The 15,871-nt window shown below is 66.9% G+C and carries 12 protein-coding genes; 7 read left to right on the plus strand and 5 right to left on the minus strand.

What is annotated here, in order from left to right:
- Nucleotides 1-61: 61 nt before the first annotated feature.
- The 4 genes from AC5P68_RS10350 to AC5P68_RS10365 all read right to left on the minus strand — a co-directional run bounded on the left by AC5P68_RS10350 (nucleotide 62) and on the right by AC5P68_RS10365 (nucleotide 6,187).
- The gene (locus tag AC5P68_RS10350; protein WP_495222507.1) at nucleotides 62-1,405 is read right to left on the minus strand and encodes a diguanylate cyclase; all 1,344 of its coding nucleotides are present in this window, start codon (nucleotides 1,403-1,405) and stop codon (nucleotides 62-64) included.
- A gap of 96 nt (nucleotides 1,406-1,501) precedes the next feature.
- Nucleotides 1,502-3,055 carry an MASE1 domain-containing protein gene (locus AC5P68_RS10355; RefSeq protein ID WP_033834723.1) on the minus strand — a complete coding sequence of 518 codons (1,554 nt, stop codon included), beginning with the start codon at nucleotides 3,053-3,055 and terminating at the stop codon, nucleotides 1,502-1,504.
- Between the two features lie 199 nt (nucleotides 3,056-3,254).
- Nucleotides 3,255-4,859, minus strand: a complete 1,605-nt coding sequence (locus tag AC5P68_RS10360) for an MASE1 domain-containing protein (RefSeq protein ID WP_049431862.1) — start codon at nucleotides 4,857-4,859, stop codon at nucleotides 3,255-3,257.
- Between the two features lie 50 nt (nucleotides 4,860-4,909).
- On the minus strand, nucleotides 4,910-6,187 hold the full coding sequence (locus AC5P68_RS10365) for an NAD(P)/FAD-dependent oxidoreductase (protein WP_049402721.1): 1,278 nt from the start codon (nucleotides 6,185-6,187) through the stop codon (nucleotides 4,910-4,912).
- A 161-nt stretch (nucleotides 6,188-6,348) separates the two neighbouring features.
- Here AC5P68_RS10365 and AC5P68_RS10370 point away from each other — a divergent pair, with 161 nt between their 5' ends.
- From AC5P68_RS10370 to AC5P68_RS10380, 3 genes are all read left to right on the plus strand, one after another.
- Entirely contained in the window at nucleotides 6,349-7,110 is a 762-nt protein-coding gene (locus AC5P68_RS10370) for a gamma-glutamyl-gamma-aminobutyrate hydrolase family protein (protein WP_033834726.1), read from the plus strand.
- On the plus strand, nucleotides 7,107-8,504 hold the full coding sequence (locus AC5P68_RS10375) for a glutamine synthetase family protein (RefSeq protein ID WP_005408818.1): 1,398 nt from the start codon (nucleotides 7,107-7,109) through the stop codon (nucleotides 8,502-8,504). The genes AC5P68_RS10370 and AC5P68_RS10375 overlap by 4 nt, the downstream gene beginning before the upstream one ends.
- Nucleotides 8,505-8,595: 91 nt before the next feature.
- Nucleotides 8,596-9,705: a polyamine ABC transporter substrate-binding protein gene (locus AC5P68_RS10380; RefSeq protein WP_005408819.1), complete on the plus strand. Its 1,110-nt coding sequence runs from the start codon at nucleotides 8,596-8,598 to the stop codon at nucleotides 9,703-9,705.
- A gap of 38 nt (nucleotides 9,706-9,743) precedes the next feature.
- Here the strand turns inward: AC5P68_RS10380 and AC5P68_RS10385 are convergent, their stop codons facing one another.
- Nucleotides 9,744-11,144: a flavin-containing monooxygenase gene (locus AC5P68_RS10385; RefSeq protein ID WP_033834727.1), complete on the minus strand. Its 1,401-nt coding sequence runs from the start codon at nucleotides 11,142-11,144 to the stop codon at nucleotides 9,744-9,746.
- A 273-nt stretch (nucleotides 11,145-11,417) separates the two neighbouring features.
- Here AC5P68_RS10385 and AC5P68_RS10390 point away from each other — a divergent pair, with 273 nt between their 5' ends.
- The 4 genes from AC5P68_RS10390 to AC5P68_RS10405 all read left to right on the plus strand — a co-directional run bounded on the left by AC5P68_RS10390 (nucleotide 11,418) and on the right by AC5P68_RS10405 (nucleotide 15,770).
- Nucleotides 11,418-12,554, plus strand: a complete 1,137-nt coding sequence (locus tag AC5P68_RS10390) for an ABC transporter ATP-binding protein (RefSeq protein ID WP_033834728.1) — start codon at nucleotides 11,418-11,420, stop codon at nucleotides 12,552-12,554.
- The gene (locus AC5P68_RS10395) at nucleotides 12,551-13,483 is read left to right on the plus strand and encodes an ABC transporter permease subunit (RefSeq protein WP_049454030.1); all 933 of its coding nucleotides are present in this window, start codon (nucleotides 12,551-12,553) and stop codon (nucleotides 13,481-13,483) included. The genes AC5P68_RS10390 and AC5P68_RS10395 overlap by 4 nt, the downstream gene beginning before the upstream one ends.
- Nucleotides 13,480-14,322, plus strand: coding sequence for an ABC transporter permease subunit (locus tag AC5P68_RS10400; RefSeq protein WP_005408823.1), 843 nt, complete (start codon nucleotides 13,480-13,482; stop codon nucleotides 14,320-14,322). Before AC5P68_RS10395 ends, AC5P68_RS10400 begins: the two co-directional genes overlap by 4 nt.
- Nucleotides 14,323-14,405: 83 nt before the next feature.
- Nucleotides 14,406-15,770, plus strand: coding sequence for an NAD-dependent succinate-semialdehyde dehydrogenase (locus AC5P68_RS10405; protein WP_099474829.1), 1,365 nt, complete (start codon nucleotides 14,406-14,408; stop codon nucleotides 15,768-15,770).
- The last annotated feature ends 101 nt before the right edge of the window (nucleotides 15,771-15,871 follow it).

The following is a 15,871-nucleotide window of genomic DNA, read 5'->3' on the forward strand; positions in this document are numbered from 1 at the left end:
TCGGGGCGGACTGTAGAGCCGCCCGGCGCGGGCGGCGTTGATCTGGATCAAAGCGTACCGGTCAGGGCAGCGCCGGCTCGCGTGGGCGTAGCGGGCTGGCGACCGTGGTGCAGCTGACCCGGTTGCGGCCACCGGCCTTGGCCAGGTACAGCTGGCGGTCGGCTTCGGAGATCAGCCGGTGCAGTGCATCGCGCTGCGGGCGCAGGCAGCACAGCCCGATGCTGACCGTCATGCGCAGCGTGGCGGTGCCGATGTCCACCTCCAGCGCGGCGATGCGCTGGCGCAGCTCCTCGAAGTACAGCAGCGCCTCGTCCTGTTCCATGTCCGGCACCAGCAGGCAGAATTCCTCGCCGCCGAAGCGCGCGATCAGGTCGTGGCTGCGTGCATGCGTGGCCACCGCGCCGGCCACCGCGCGCAGCGCATCGTCGCCGGCTTCGTGGCCATGGGTGTCATTGATGTGCTTGAAGTGGTCGATGTCGATCATCGCCTCCGCCACGCACTGGCCGTGCAGCTGCAGCTGCGGCAGCTGGCGCTGGCTCTGCTCCAGGAAGCAGCGGCGGTTGGGCAGGCCGGTGAGGAAATCGCGGGTGGCCAGGTCCTGCAGGGTGCCGATCAGCTCCAGCTGGTCCACATTCTGCGAGACCCGGCAGAAGAATTCCTCGCGCGAGAACGGCTTGCGCAGGAAATCGTTGGCGCCGTTCTTCAGGAAGCGCGGAATCAACGATGCATCGGTATTGCCGGAGATGCCGATCACCGCCACCTTGTCGCGCGAACGCAGGGTGCGCAGGCGGCGGGTGAACTCCACGCCCTGCATGCCCGGCATTTCCTGGTCGACCACGGCCAGGCGGATCGCCGGATGCGCCTCGATCGCGGCCAGGCCTTCGTTGCCATCGGCCGCTTCGTGCACCTCATGGCCGTACATGCGCAGCAAGGCTGCGGCGTAACCGCGCGCGGACGGTGAGTCGTCCACTACCAGCGCGGCGATGCGCCGGTTGCGCTCCAGCCGCTGCACCAGCCACACCAGGTAATCGATGCTGCCGGGAGTGTTCTTCAGCACGTAGTCGATGATCTGCTGCTGCAGCACGCGCTTGCGCAGGTCCTCGTCGTAGACGCCGCTGACCACCACGGTGGGCAGGTCGCGCTTGAGGAAGAACTCGACCACCGCGTCGCGGTCGCCATCGGCCAGGACCAGCCCGGTCAGTACCAGGAACCAGCCGCCACCTTCGCTCAGCAGGCGGTCGGCCTCGGCCAGGGTGGAGGCGATCACCACCGGCAGTTCCAGGCGCTGCTCGATGGCCTCGCGCAGCATGCCGGTGAAGGCGCGGGAGTTTTCGACCAGCAGGATCCGCTGCGGCAGCGGATCGGCCAGGTCGCCATCGACGGCGGCCTGCGGCAGGACGGGCATGATGCGGTGGCTCACGAGGGAGGGGCTCGGCACGGATAACGGCGGTTTAGGGTGTAACTTTAGCGGCGAACGTTGCGCGCCGGGCCAGATTCCGCGTCAGGCCGCCGCTGGCGACGCGTGGGTGATCGGTTCATGCAGGACCAGCCGCAGACGATTGCCGCGGCAGTGGACCGTTCCGCCGTAGGCAAGCATCCGTCCGGCCAGGCGCTCGACGGCCTGTTGGGTGGTACGCGTGGAAAGCGGACAACCACGATCGAGCAGGCTCACCACGGCAACAATGCCGCGATGCTTGCCTGCCCGACCGCTTCGGGCGCGCACGCAGACCTGCCCGGTTTCCAGTTCCAGCAGAAGTGAAACCGCCTCGATCAGCGAGCGATAGATGGCCAGTTGCAGATCCACGGTCAGCAGGCAGGGATTGCCCGCCAGCCTGGGTGGAATGACGCGATGCGTGTTGTTCCAGATTTCGCATGCACCGCCGGCTTGAAGCGCGATGTAGAGCCCGACGTGCTCCAGTCCGGTGGGATAGACCAGGCTGGCCTGTTCGCGAAACAGCCGTGAATGTACCGACGACGCGTGCTGCAGGCTGTTTGCGACCGCATGGTGGCCTTGGGACTTCAGCCAGCTGACCATCTCGCTGAGCGAATTGTCCATGCCCTCGCCCAGGTGCTTCAGGTGGACGGCCCGTTCACGCAGCTCACGCTCGCTGGTCTGAAGTGAGCCGCGTGCCAGGCGCAGCGTGGTTGCCTCGGCCAGGCCGCGGGACCGGGCGCGCTGATGGTGATAGCTGATGCTGGAACCGAGTGCCAGCAGTGCGACACTCATCACCGCCATGTTCTGTTGGGTGGTGAACGTGCCCAGGTCGAACGAGGAAGGCAGGCCAGTGCTGGGCGTTGCGCCGTGCAGGGGGAGGTTCAACAACGGAATCGCGATGGCTGCGCCGCGCCACCCGTGCATGAAGGTCAGGGCGATGGCGGGCAGGGCGGCCAGCAGCACCATGTGTGTCCGCGTCGTGTGGGCGTCGGCGCGTGTCAATTGCATGCACAGGCCCAGCACCAGCATCACCAGGATCGCCGAGGCGGTAGGGGCGACGAAACGGTCTGTCCAACCGGGGTCGGCCTGCCGCCGCGACCAGAGGAATGCCAACGGCACCAGGGTGATGATGGCGGCGAAGTGGCCAAAGATCGTCCGGTCGACCGCGTCCAGCAGGTTGCTGGGTGGTGGGTTCGACCATAGGACATATGAAATGCCCAGGTTGAGACCCGGCACGAACAACGCTGTGCAGAACGACAGCGACAGCAGCCACAGACCGGTGGCTGCTTCGGACGGCATTCTCATCCGATGCAGGTAGACCACCAGCATCGCCATCGGCATCAGCAGCGTCGAAGCCAGGATGACCCAATCCAGGCCGTAGGTGTCGATCATGGGGATGCGCAGCGTTGCAAAGTACGCGTACTCGCCCAGCAGCAGGTAGGGCCACAGGCGGGTCGGGACGATCAGCAGTGCCGCTGCGCGGATGCCCGCCGGCAGGAAGAACTGATCCAGCGAAAACTGACGCGAGCCGAGGCAGCTCAGCGCATAGACGGCCGCGAGTGCGATGCCGGCTGGCCGGATACGGAAGCTCAGTTCAACTGCCTTCTTGAATCGGTCCAAACCCGAGCCTCCCTTGCTCGTGACATTGGCAGCGGCCGTGCGGGTTGCTTGAACGCGCCATGACGCGCCATTGGATGACAGTATCGATGGAAGCAGGGGGGCGCAATTGCACGCCGGCGCCAGATCCTGACGGGGTGGGTTCGGCGCCGACCAAAGATCACTTTCGCGCAATGATCTGCAGCTCCTTTCACCGGGATAGTCAGATCGCGGCCCGGGGGACGCCAGTGTCCATGGAGCGTGTGCTTTCCCTCAAGGCTTCAGTAGTGCCTGCCTGGCGGGGAGCGTCCCGTGCTTCGGTCAACACCATCCTGAGCCTGTTGCCACTCAGGTCCATGTGGCCAGCGTGTGCGAGCACTCGGCCCAGCAGCTGCTCGTTTGCCAGCGCCTTTGCACGGCTTCCCAGTGATGCGTGGCGGTCCAGAAGAGCCACGCAGATGAAGGCACCACGCTTCCGGAAGGAGCTTCCGCAGCGGATACTGACCGAGATCTGTCCACACTCGCACTTCAATAGAAGCGAGACCGCATCGACCACGAGTCGATAGGCAGCAAGCTGCAGGCCGACCCCGAGTGCGCAGGGGTCACCCTTCAACCTCGGCTGGCCGATGCGATGCGTAGCATTCCATGCCTCGCGCACCCCGCCAGCCTGCAACGCCACGTACAGGCCCAGCTGTTCCAGGGCGGCGGGATAGATCATGCTGGCCTGGGCCCGGAACAGGCGCGAATGCACCTCCGAGGTATGCCGCAGGCTGTCGGCCACGGCGTGATGACCCTGCGCATGCAGCCAGTTCACCATTTCGTTCAGCGACAGGTCCATGCCATCGCCCAGCTGGCGCAGATGGGCCGCGCGCTCACGCAGGTCCATCTCGCTGGCCAGGTGTGAATTCCGAGCAAGCTGCAGGGCCGCTCTACCATCTTCCTCGTGCAGCCGGTGCTGGGTCTGGAAGTGGGTGATGCGCGCACCCAGCAACAGCAGGGCGATGCTGGCGATGGCCATGGCCTGCTGGGTAGCGAAGGTAGCCGGGTCGAATGCGGTCGGATGGTCGGCGGGGGTGCTGAGGCCAAGAATCATGTTAACGGCGGCGACACCGATGGCCGCACCGCGCCATCCCAGGAGGCAGGTCAGTGCGATCGCGGGAATAGGCAGGATCAACAGCAGCTGCAGCGAGCCGGGGGCCGTGATCGAGGCCGGTACCGGCGTCGCCTGCAGGCCAATGACCAGCATGGCGCCGAGTGCTGCGACCGTGGCCGCGACAGACCCGGTTGTCCATTTTTCCTCGGCGCGTCGGATCCACAGCAATGCCAGGGGTGCCAGGATCAGGATGCCGGTGAAGTCGCCCAGCGCATAGCGCAGCACATTGGTGAGTAATGTCTCTTCATGCAACGGTGCCCACATCACATACGAGATTCCGAGGTTGAGCAGGCTGACGACCGTCGCGGCGCATACCGCAATGGAGATCACGCCGACGATCGTGGTGCGTGCCAGCAGCTTCCGGTGCAGGCGCACGATCAGCATCACGGCAGGCATCAGGAACACCGAGGCCAGGATTACCCAGGTCAGGTTGTATTTGCTGATCAGGGGGATGCGCAGATGCGCGAAGTAGGCGTATTCACCCATCAGCAGGTAGGGCCAAAGACGCGGCGGGCACAGCAACAGCGCGGCCACCCGCACGCCGGCAGGCAGGAAGAACTGGTCCAGTGACAGCTTGCGCGCTCCCCAGCAGGCGAGGGCATAGAGCAGCGCCAGCGCCAGCCCTTCTGGGCTGACCCGTATCCTCACCAGCAGGCCGTCCTTCCACCACTGCATCCACGTGCTCCCCAGCTCCTGCGCCGATTATGTGGCTGGGAAGGGCCCGGCTACCACAACGCATCCCGCAGCTTGTACCACGACATCGCCGCCACCAGCAGGGGCGTGCGCAGCAGCCGGCCGCCGGGGAAGGGCGCATGCCGCAGGCGCTGGAACACGTCCAGACGCTCGCTCTGGCCGGCAATGGCGGCGGCGATCACCTCGCCGGCCAGTCCGGCGGCGGCCACCCCATGGCCGGAGAATCCCTGCGCGAAGTACAGGTTGCCGTCCAGCCGGCCCCAGTGCGGGGCGCGGTTGCGGGTGATGTCCACGTAGCCACCCCAGACCTGGTCCAGTACCACGTCGGCCAGCTGCGGGAAGACGTCGTGCATGCGTCGCTGCATCACCCCGCGCAGGCCGGGCGGGGGCAGTGCCGAGTAGCTGGCGCGGCCGCCGAACAGCAGGCGGTGGTCGTGGCTGAGGCGGAAGTAGTCCAGTGCCCAGGCGGTGTCGGCCACGGCCATGTTGTTGCCGATCAGGGCGCGGGCACGTTCTGCGCCCAGTGGCTCACTGGCACCGATATAGGTGCCCACCGGCATGATCCGCCGTTCCAGCTCGGGCAGCAGGCCCTGCAGCCAGGCATTGCCGGCCACCACCAGATGCATGGCGCGCACGCTGCCCTGGGCAGTGTGCAGGCTCGGCCGTGGCCCGCGCTGGATGCGCACGACGGGCGAATTCTCGTGGATGACCACACCTGCCGCGCGCGCTGCATCGGCCAGACCGCGTGCATACGCCAGCGGGTGCAGGTGTGCGCTGAGCGGGTCGAACATCGCGGCGCGGTAGCGCGGGCTGTCCAGCTGCGCGCGCAGAGCGTCACGGCCCCACCACTGCATGGGGTAGTCGTAGTGGCGTTGCAGGTGCTCGCAGTTGGCGCGCAGGTCACGCTCGTGGCGTTCACGGATGGCCACGCTGGCGTGGCCTTCAACCCAATGGCAGTCGATGCGGTGGCGATCGATGCGCGTGCGCATCGCCTGCACCGCGTCGCGCGACCAGTCGAACAGGTGGCGTGCATCATCACGACCCAGCTGACGCTCCAGTTCGTCCACCTCGCAGCCGTAGCCGACCAGCGCCTGGCCACCATTGCGGCCGGACGCGCCCCAACCGATCCGCTGCGCCTCCAGCACCACCACGCGCTGGCCACGTGAGGCCAGTTCCAGGGCCGCGGTCAGGCCGGTGTAGCCCGCACCAAGCACTGCGACATCGGCCTGAACCTCGCCCTGCAGCGGGGGCAGCGCGGGTGGTTCGGGCAGGCTGGCGGCATACCAGCTGGGCGGGAACGCGGCACTCACCGCAGGCCTCGCGGGCGCAGTGCGGTGGAGGAGAGCGGGGGAGGACGATCAGCATTCACCCGAGTAGTTTCGCCGATGCGTGACAGCCATGGTGTGACGGCGACGACTTGCCGCCTTCGCCTGACGGCGGGTAACGTGTCGGCACGCCAAGGAGTTTTCCCATGCGCCGCCTGCCCTGGGTGGGCCTGCCCACCGACAGCACCGTGCTCGGCCATCACCGTTTCGCGGTGGCCGGCGAGAAGTACGTGCGCGCGCTGGCCGAGGCCGCCGAGGTGACCCCGGTACTGTTGCCGAGCGTGCAGCCGCCGCTGCCGGCCGGCGACTGGCTGCAGGGGCTCGATGGCCTGCTGTTGACCGGTGCGGTCAGCAACATCGAACCGCAGCATTACGACGGCGGTCGCAGCTGGCCGGGCAATCCGCATGACCCGGCCCGTGACGCCAACGCGTTCGCGCTGCTGCACGAGGCGCTGGCGCTGGACCTGCCGGTGCTGGCGATCTGCCGCGGCCTGCAGGAGCTGAACGTTGCGCTGGGTGGCACGTTGCATCCGCAGGTGCACGCGGCGCCCGGTCTTTCGGATCATCGTGAAGACCCGAAGGCGCCGGTTGATGTGCAGTACGGGCCGGCCCATGCGGTCGCCCTGGCGGCGGATGGCTGGCTGGCGCAGTGGCAAGGCGGTGACCGCGCACAGGTCAATTCGGTTCACGGGCAGGGCATCGACCGACTGGCACACGGGCTGCAGGTCGAGGCCAGGGCCGATGATGGACTGGTCGAGGCAGCGCGCAGCCCACGCCATCGTTTCGTGCTCGGCGTACAGTGGCACCCGGAGTGGCGTGTCATGGACTCGCCGTTCTATCACGCTATTTTCCGTGCGTTCGGCCAAGCTTGCCGGCAGCACCAACAGAACCGACTGGATTCCCGATGAGTTCCCGAACGCGCCCGCGCAAGACGGCTACGCCCCCCGCACCGCAGGAAAGCAGCCTGCTGCGCTGGCTGAAGGAGCGGCGCATCACCGAGGTCGAATGCCTGGTCCCGGACATCACCGGCAACGCGCGCGGCAAGATCATTCCCGCCGACAAGTTCTCGCATGATTACGGTACGCGGCTGCCCGAAGGCATTTTCGCCACCACCGTCACCGGCGAGTTCCCTGATGACTACTACGAGCTGACCTCGCCGTCGGACTCGGACATGATGCTGCGTCCCGATCCGGACACGGTGCGCATGGTGCCGTGGGCGGCCGACGCCACCGCGCAGGTCATCCACGACTGTTACACCAAGAACGGTGAGCCGCACGAGCTGGCGCCACGCAACGTACTGCGCCGCGTGCTGGCGGCCTACGCCGAGCTGGGCCTGCGGCCGGTGGTGGCGCCGGAGCTTGAGTTCTTCCTGGTGCAGAAGAACACCGACCCGGACTTCCCGCTGCTGCCACCGGCCGGCCGCTCCGGGCGCCCGGAAACCGCGCGGCAGTCGTACTCGATCGATGCGGTCAACGAATTCGACCCGATCCTCGACCTGATGTACGACTACGCCGATGCGATGAAGCTGGATGTGGACACGCTGATCCACGAATCCGGTGCGGCGCAGCTGGAGGTCAACTTCACCCATGCCGATGCGATGGACCTGGCCGACCAGGTGTTCCTGTTCAAGCGCACCATGCGCGAGGCGGCGATGCGCCACGGCGTGTATGCCACCTTCCTGGCCAAGCCGATGGAGAACGAGCCGGGCAGTGCCATGCACATCCACCAGAGCCTGGTGCGGGTGAGCGACGGCAGCAATGTGTTCGCTGGCGATACCGATGCCGAAGGCGAGTTCAGCCCGGTGTTCGGCCACTATCTGGGCGGCCTGCAGAAGTACGCGCCGCAGGCGATGGCGTTCTTCGCGCCGAACGTGAATTCCTACCGCCGGCTGGTGTTCGGCGAAGTCTCGCCGAGCAACGTGCACTGGGGCTTCGACAACCGCACCTGTGGCCTGCGCGTGCCGCTGGACACGCCGGAAAACATGCGCGTGGAGAGCCGCTTCGCCGGTTCCGACGCCAACCCCTACCTGGCGATGGCGGCGACCCTGGCCTGCGGCCTGCTGGGCATCCGCGAGCGGTTGGCACCGGATGCGCCGGTGACCGGCAGCGCCAAGGAACTGGGCTACAACCTGCCGCGCTCGCTGGGCGAAGCGCTGGATGGGCTGGAGCAGTGCAGCGAACTGCAGGCCCTGCTGGGCGAACGCTTCTGCCGGGCCTACATCTCGGTGAAGCGCAAGGAATACGAGACCTTCTTCCGTGTCATCAGCTCGTGGGAGCGCGAGTTCCTGCTGCTGAACGTCTAAGCATCCGGAATAGAAAAATCCGCCGCCGGGGGGTAGGCTGGCACCCGTCGCCGGCCCCGCCGGCCCCCCTTCCCGCATTCTGGAGCACCCGATGAAGCTGCGTATCCTCACGCTCGGCCTGGCCTCCGCCATGCTCGCCGCCTGTGGCGGTGGCAATGGCGGCGCGCAGGACAGCCAGGTCCTGAACGTCTACAACTACAGCGATTACATCGCCGAGGACACCATCCCGACCTTCGAGAAGGAGAGCGGCATCAAGGTGACCTACGATGTGTTCGACAGCGATGAGATGGTCGAGACCAAGCTGCTGGCCGGCAACAGCGGCTACGACGTGGTGGTGCCGACCCTGAACTTCTTCGGTCGCCAGATCCAGGCCGGTGTGTTCCTGCCGCTGGACAAGAGCAAGATCCCGAACCTGGCCAATCTCGATCCGGCGGTGATGAAGCGCATCGCCACCCAGGACCCGGGCAACCAGTACGGCGTGCCGTACATGATCGGCACCACCGGCATCGGCTACAACGTGGAGATGCTGAAGCAGCGTTTCGGTGGCAGCACCGACATCGCCAACAGCTGGGACCTGGTGTTCAAGCCGGAGAACATCAGCAAGATGAAGGACTGCGGCGTGACCATCCTGGACACGCCGGCCGACATGATCCCGATCGCGCTGCATTACTTGGGCCTGGACCCGCACAGCGGTGACCCGGCCGAGCTGCAGAAGGCGGCCGACCTGCTGAAGTCGATCCGACCGTACGTGCAGAATTTCCACTCCTCGCAGTACGTGGGTTCGCTGGCCAATGGCGGCACCTGCCTGGTGGTCGGCTGGTCGGGTGACATCATCCAGGCCCGCGACCGCGCCGAGGAAGCCAGCAATGGCGTGCACGTGGCCTATTCGATCCCGAAGGAAGGCGCCCCGCAGTGGTTCGACATGCTGGCGATCCCGAAGGACGCCAAGCATCCGGAGGCCGCTTACGCCTTCATCAATTACCTACTGCAGCCGAAGGTTGCCGCGGCCAACACCAACTTCATCCACTACGCCAACCCGGTGCCGACCGCGACCCCGCTGGTGGATGAGGCGATCCGTACCGACCCGACCATCTACCCGCCGGCCGACGTGGCCGCGAAGATGTTCACGTACTCGATCAACACGCCGGAAACCGACAAGCTCTACACCCGGCTGTGGACCGAGGTGAAGACCGGCCGTTGAGCCGGCCTGGTGCCGCCGGGTCATGCCCGGCGGCTGCCTTACCCTGGGTCGATGCCGGTACTCCCGCTTCGGCCCAGGTGCCGCAGGATGGCAGGCAGCAGGTCGCGTGCATCGCGACCGCCGTTGCACAGGAACGATGAACTCATCCGCTGCAGGTTGTGCATGCCGATGAAGAACAGCCCCGGTTGCGGTGAAACACCGAAGTCGCCGAGCGGGTAGCCATGTGCATCCAGCGCGCCCGGTACGTCGAGCCAGGGCCATTCGGCGACGAAGCCGGTGGCCAGCACCACCGAGCGGATGCCTTCCGCCTGCAGATCCAGTTCACGCGGGGCGGCGTCCGGCTCCCAGTGCAGATAGACCTCCTCCGGAATGTAGCGGGCATCGTCGGTGCGTGGCTCGGGACGCGTGGCGTAGTACGCGCTGGCCAGCGAATCGAGATAGGCGTACTCGGCCTGCGTGGCCTCGATCGCGGTACGCAGCTGCGGGCGCACATCGGCGAAGCGGGCGACGTTTCCATCGAAGCCCTGCAACCGGCCCAGCAGCCTGATGCCCGCGCGGTGCATCGCCAGCAGGCTGATCGAGCTGCCCAGGCCACCGTTTCCCTTGCCGGAAATAAGCGGGAACTCCGCGGTGCGGGCCTTGCGCAGCGCATCCGGTTCCCCGGCCAGTACGGCGGCCGCCTCACTCACATGCTGGTGGATGCGCCCGGCCATGTCCCACCAGGTCATCGAGTCCTTGCCGCGCAGCCGGCGGGTATGCGAATGCCGCTGGGCCAGTGACCAGTGCACGCTGCGACCGCTGTCGCGCAGGTCCTGGGCGATCTGCGCGCCGGACTGCCCACCCCCGATGACCAGCACGGCGCCATCGGGCAGCTGGCGGGCACTGCGGTAGTCGCCCGAGTGCAGCACGGTCAGGCCTGGCGCGGGCGCGAACGGGACCCGGGGCATCCGTGCGCGGCGGTATTCACCGGTGGCGACCACCACCGCGCGGGCATGGATCAGCCCCTGGCTGCTGTGGATGGCGTAGCCACCGGGCCCAGGCCCAACCCGATGCACCCCGCATCCCTCGTTGATCGGCAGGGAACGCTCGTGGGCATAGTCGCGGAGGTGCCGGATCACCTCCGGGGCGCCCATGAAGCCATCCGGGTCATCGCCGGAATAGGCATGACCATGCAGGGCCATCGTCGCGTTGGCGGTGTTGGTCTGGAACGACTCCCAGCGCCGCTGCCAGCTGGCGCCTACGGTTTCGGCCTCCAGCACGCGATGCTCGACGCCGGCTTCCTGCAGGAGCGCGCTGAGGGACAGCCCGGCCTGGCCGGCGCCGATGATGACCAGCGGCAGCCTTGCAGGCAGGGAGCCCGGCAGGCGGGGCGGGAAAGGGGAGGGGCTGTCCGGGGAAGTCACGAGGGTGGGTCCATGCAAGGCCTTGACCAGGGCCATTGCGCGGGGAATGCCCCGGGCCTTCAACAGATCCGGTTCTGAAAAACGTTGCAGATCGAGGCGTCGCCTGTGGTGTCTGGCCGGGACGGCCGCAGGGTCGTCCCGGGGAGCCCGGGCCTTTGCGCGGGCAGGCCACCATGGCGGGGGAAAACCGACACTCCTGGGGCCCCCGGAGCCGGCCAGCGGCCGCTTCCGCCTGCCGCCGTCATATCCCCTGGGCCCCCCGGCCGTTAGAATGGCGGCCGCTGTCCACCGCCCGCTCCCGGAGCCCCCATGCCCGTTGAAGCCCAGCCGGTAGCCGCCGTCGTTGACACGACCGGTGTGCCCGGCTATCTCTCCATTCGTGACCTGCGCAAGGAATTCGACGGTTTCGTCGCCGTCGACGACGTCAACCTGGACGTGCGCAAGGGCGAGATCTTTGCCCTGCTCGGTGGCTCCGGCAGTGGCAAATCGACCCTGCTGCGCTGCCTGGGCGGCTTCGAGACGCCCACCAAGGGCAGCATCACCCTCGATGGCCAGCGCCTGGATGCGCTGCCGCCGTACCAGCGGCCGGTCAACATGATGTTCCAGTCCTATGCGCTGTTCCCGCACATGACGGTCGAGCAGAACATTGCCTTCGGCCTGAAGCAGGATGGCCTGGGCAAGGACGCGATCAGCAAGCGCGTCGGCGAGATGCTCGACCTGGTGCAGATGGGCCACCTGGGCAAGCGCAAGCCACACCAGCTGTCCGGCGGCCAGCAGCAGCGCGTGGCGCTGGCGCGGTCGCTGGCCAAGGGGCCGAAGCTGCTGCTGCTGGACGAGCCGATGGGCGCGCTGGACAAGAAGCTGCGCTCGCAGATGCAGCTGGAACTGGTCAGCATCATCGAATCGTCGGGCGTGACCTGCGTGATGGTCACCCACGACCAGGAAGAAGCGATGACCATGGCCACCCGCATCGCGGTGATGGATGCCGGCTGGATCCAGCAGGTCGGCAAGCCGGACGAGGTCTACGAGCAGCCGGCCAACCGCTTCGTCGCCGAGTTCATCGGTTCGGTCAACCTGTTCGACGGGGTGATCGACGAGGACCTGCCGGAGTACGTGACCGTACGCTCGCCGCTGTTCCCGGCGCCGATCTACATCGCCCATGGCATCACCGGTTATGAAGGGCAGCCGGTCGCGTTCGCGCTGCGCCCGGAGAAGGTGATGATCGGCAAGGACGAACCGGAAGGGCACACCAACAAGGCCCAGGGCGTGATCGAGGACATCGCCTACTTCGGCAGCCATTCGGTCTACCACGTGCGCCTGCCCAGCGGCGCCAAGGTGCTGGCCAACTTCGCCAATTCGCAGCGCTGGGCCAGTGATGGCCTCACCTGGGGCGACGAGGTGTGGGTGCACTGGCGCGACAACGACGGCGTGGTGCTCACCTCATGAGCACCGCCGGCCTGAAGCGCTGGCTGCCGGGGCTGCGTGCCACGGTGATCGGCATTCCGTACCTGTGGCTGCTGCTGTTCTTCGCAGTGCCGTTCCTGATCGTACTGATGATCAGCTTCTCGCTCAGCCGGGTCGGCTCGCCGCCGTACACCTGGCTGCTGCAGTACGCCGACGGCGGTTTCTCGCTGAAGTTGAACCTGGAAAACTACCTGGCGCTGTTCCGCGATTCGATCTATGCCCAGGCGTTCCTGAGCTCGATCAAGATCGCGGCGATCTCGACCTTCCTGACCCTGCTGATCGGCTATCCGATGGCCTATGCCATCGCGCGCCTGTCGCCCGCCGCTCGCAACGTGGCGATGATGCTGGTGGTGCTGCCGTCGTGGACCTCGTTCCTGATCCGCGTGTATGCGTGGAAGGCGATCCTGGACCGCAATGGCCTGCTCGACCAGTTCCTGCAGTTCACCGGCCTGCAATCGCTGATGACCAGCATGGGTCTGCCCAAGCTGCAGCTGATCGACACCCCGACCGCCGCCTACATCGGCATCGTCTACTGCTATCTGCCGTTCATGGTGCTGCCGCTGTACGCCAATCTGGTCAAGCATGACCACCGCCTGCTGGAAGCGGCCTACGACCTCGGTGCCAGGCCGTGGCAGGCGTTCCTGCGCATCACCCTGCCGCTGTCCAAAGCGGGCATCATCGCCGGCTGCATGCTGGTGATGATTCCGGCGATCGGTGAATTCGTGATCCCGGAAATGCTGGGTGGCTCGGAAACGCTGATGGTCGGCCGCCAGCTGTGGAATGAGTTCTTCAACAACCGCAACTGGCCGGGCGCCTCGGCGATGGCGGTGGCGATGATCCTGTTGCTGCTGGTGCCGATCCTGCTGTTCAACCGTTCCCAGCAGCGCCTGCTGGAAGGGAAGCAGGCATGAGCCCGCGTAGCGCAAAGGGCCTGGGGCTGGGCGTGCTGCTGCTCGGCTTCGCCTTCCTGTACCTGCCGATCCTGCTGTTGATGTTCTATTCGTTCAACAGCTCGCGGCTGGCGATGGTCTGGGCCGGGTTCTCCACCCGTGCCTACAGCGACCTGTTCGCCGACCGCGCGCTGATGGATGCGATGTGGACCAGCCTGGTGGTGGCGTTCTGGACCGCCTGTACCGCTACCGTGCTGGGTACGCTGGCGGCGATGGTGATGACCCGCTTCAAGCGCTTCCGTGGCAAGCCGCTGTTCGGCGCGCTGGTGACCGCACCGCTGGTGATGCCGGATGTGATCCTGGGCTTCTCGCTGATGGCGCTGCTGGCCTCGATGGGCGCGATTCCCGGCTTCCCGGCACGCGGCCTGGCCACCATCTGGATCGCCCACGTCACCTTCACCCTGTGCTTCGTCACCGTGGTGGTGTCCTCGCGGCTGCAGGAAATGGACCTGTCGCTGGAAGAAGCGGCGATGGATCTGGGGGCGAGCCGGCTGACCGTGTTCGGTCGCATCACCCTGCCGATCATCGCGCCGGCGCTGGTGGCGGGCTGGCTGTTGGCTTTCACCCTGTCGCTGGATGACGTGGTGGTGGCCAGCTTTGTCGCCACCCCGGGCTCGACCACGCTGCCGATGAAGGTGTTCGCCTCGGTGCGCATGGGCATCAGCCCGAAGATCAACGCGTTGGCCACGCTGCTGGTGTCGGCGGTGTCGATCGCCGCGGTGATCGGCTGGTACATCAACGCCCGCGCCGAGAAGCGGCGCCAGCGCGACCTGCAGCTGGCGCGGCAGGACAACGGCTGAGGACACGGTCTGCCGACAACGCCGGCAACACCCGGCTCACAGCCGGCGGCGCACAATGGGGGTCTTCCAGATGGAGATCCCCCATGACCGTCGAGATCGTCGACCCGGCCACCGGACAGGTGACCTACCGCCATGAACTGATGGGCGCAGCCGACATCGAGCAGCGCCTGCAGGCCGCTGCCGATGCGTTTCCGGGCTGGGCAGATCGCTCGCTGCAGGACCGCGGCGCCATCCTGCGCCAGATCGCCGCGCAGCTGCGCACGCGGCGCGACGACCTGCAGCAGGCGATGACCCACGAGATGGGCAAGCTCAAGGCCGAGGCGCTGGCCGAGGTCGACAAGTGCGCTGCCGCCTGCGAGTACTATGCCGATCACGCGGCCGACTATCTCAAGCCGCAGCTGATCGATACCGAAGCCCAGCGCAGCTACGTGCGCTACGAGCCGATCGGCTGCGTGTTCGCGGTGATGCCGTGGAATTTCCCGATCTGGCAGGTGTTCCGTTTCCTCGCCCCGGCGTTCATGGCTGGCAACGTCGCCCTGCTCAAGCACGCCAGCAACGTGCCGCAGTGCGCCGACCTGATCCTGGCGGTGTGCCGTGACGGCGGCCTGCCTGATGGCGTGTTCGACGTGCTGCACATCGACAACGACCAGGCCGCCGACGTGCTGCGCGACGCACGGGTGAAGGCGGTGACGCTGACCGGCAGCGAGCGGGCAGGGCGCTCGATCGCCTCCAATGCCGGCAGCCAGCTGAAGAAGTCGGTGATGGAGCTGGGTGGCAGCGATGCCTTCGTGGTGCTCGACGATGCCGACCTCGACAAGACCGTGGCCGCGGCAGTGAAGTCGCGCTTCGACAACAGCGGGCAGACCTGCATCGCGGCCAAGCGCTTCATCGTGGTCGAGGCGGTGGCCGATGAATTCACCCGTCGCTTTGTGCAGGCGGCGGGCGAGCGCCAGTACGGGGATCCCGATGAGCGGGGCACCACGCTGGCGCCGATGGCTCGCGCCGACCTGCGTGACGAACTGCACAAGCAGGTGCAGGCCAGCGTGGCCAAGGGCGCGCGGGTGCTGATCGGTGGTGAGCCGATTGCCGGCACCCATGCCGGCTATCCGGCCACGGTGCTCGACCAGGTCGGCCCGGGCATGCCGGCGTATGACGAGGAGCTGTTCGGGCCGGTGGCCGCAGTGATCCGGGTCAAGGACGAGGCCGAGGCACTGCGCGTGGCCAACGACACCCGCTTCGGCTTGGGCGGCAGCGTGTGGACCGGCGATCCGGTACGCGGCGAGCGCTTCGCGCAGCGCATGGAATGCGGTGCGGCGTTCGTCAACGCCATCGTCAAGAGCGACGCGCGGCTGCCGTTCGGCGGCAGCAAGCAGTCAGGCTTTGGTCGGGAGCTGGCTGACCATGGCATCCATGAGTTCATGAACATCAAGACCGTCTACGTGGCTTGATCCCGAACGGTAGTGCCGGCCGCCGGCCGGCATTGCCGGGTTGCCGGCCAGCGGCCGGCACTACCAGAAGCGGGGCATGTGCCGTGCTTGGTGGGTATCGA

This window comes from Stenotrophomonas sp. YJH_SMC_58, assembly GCF_059369635.1.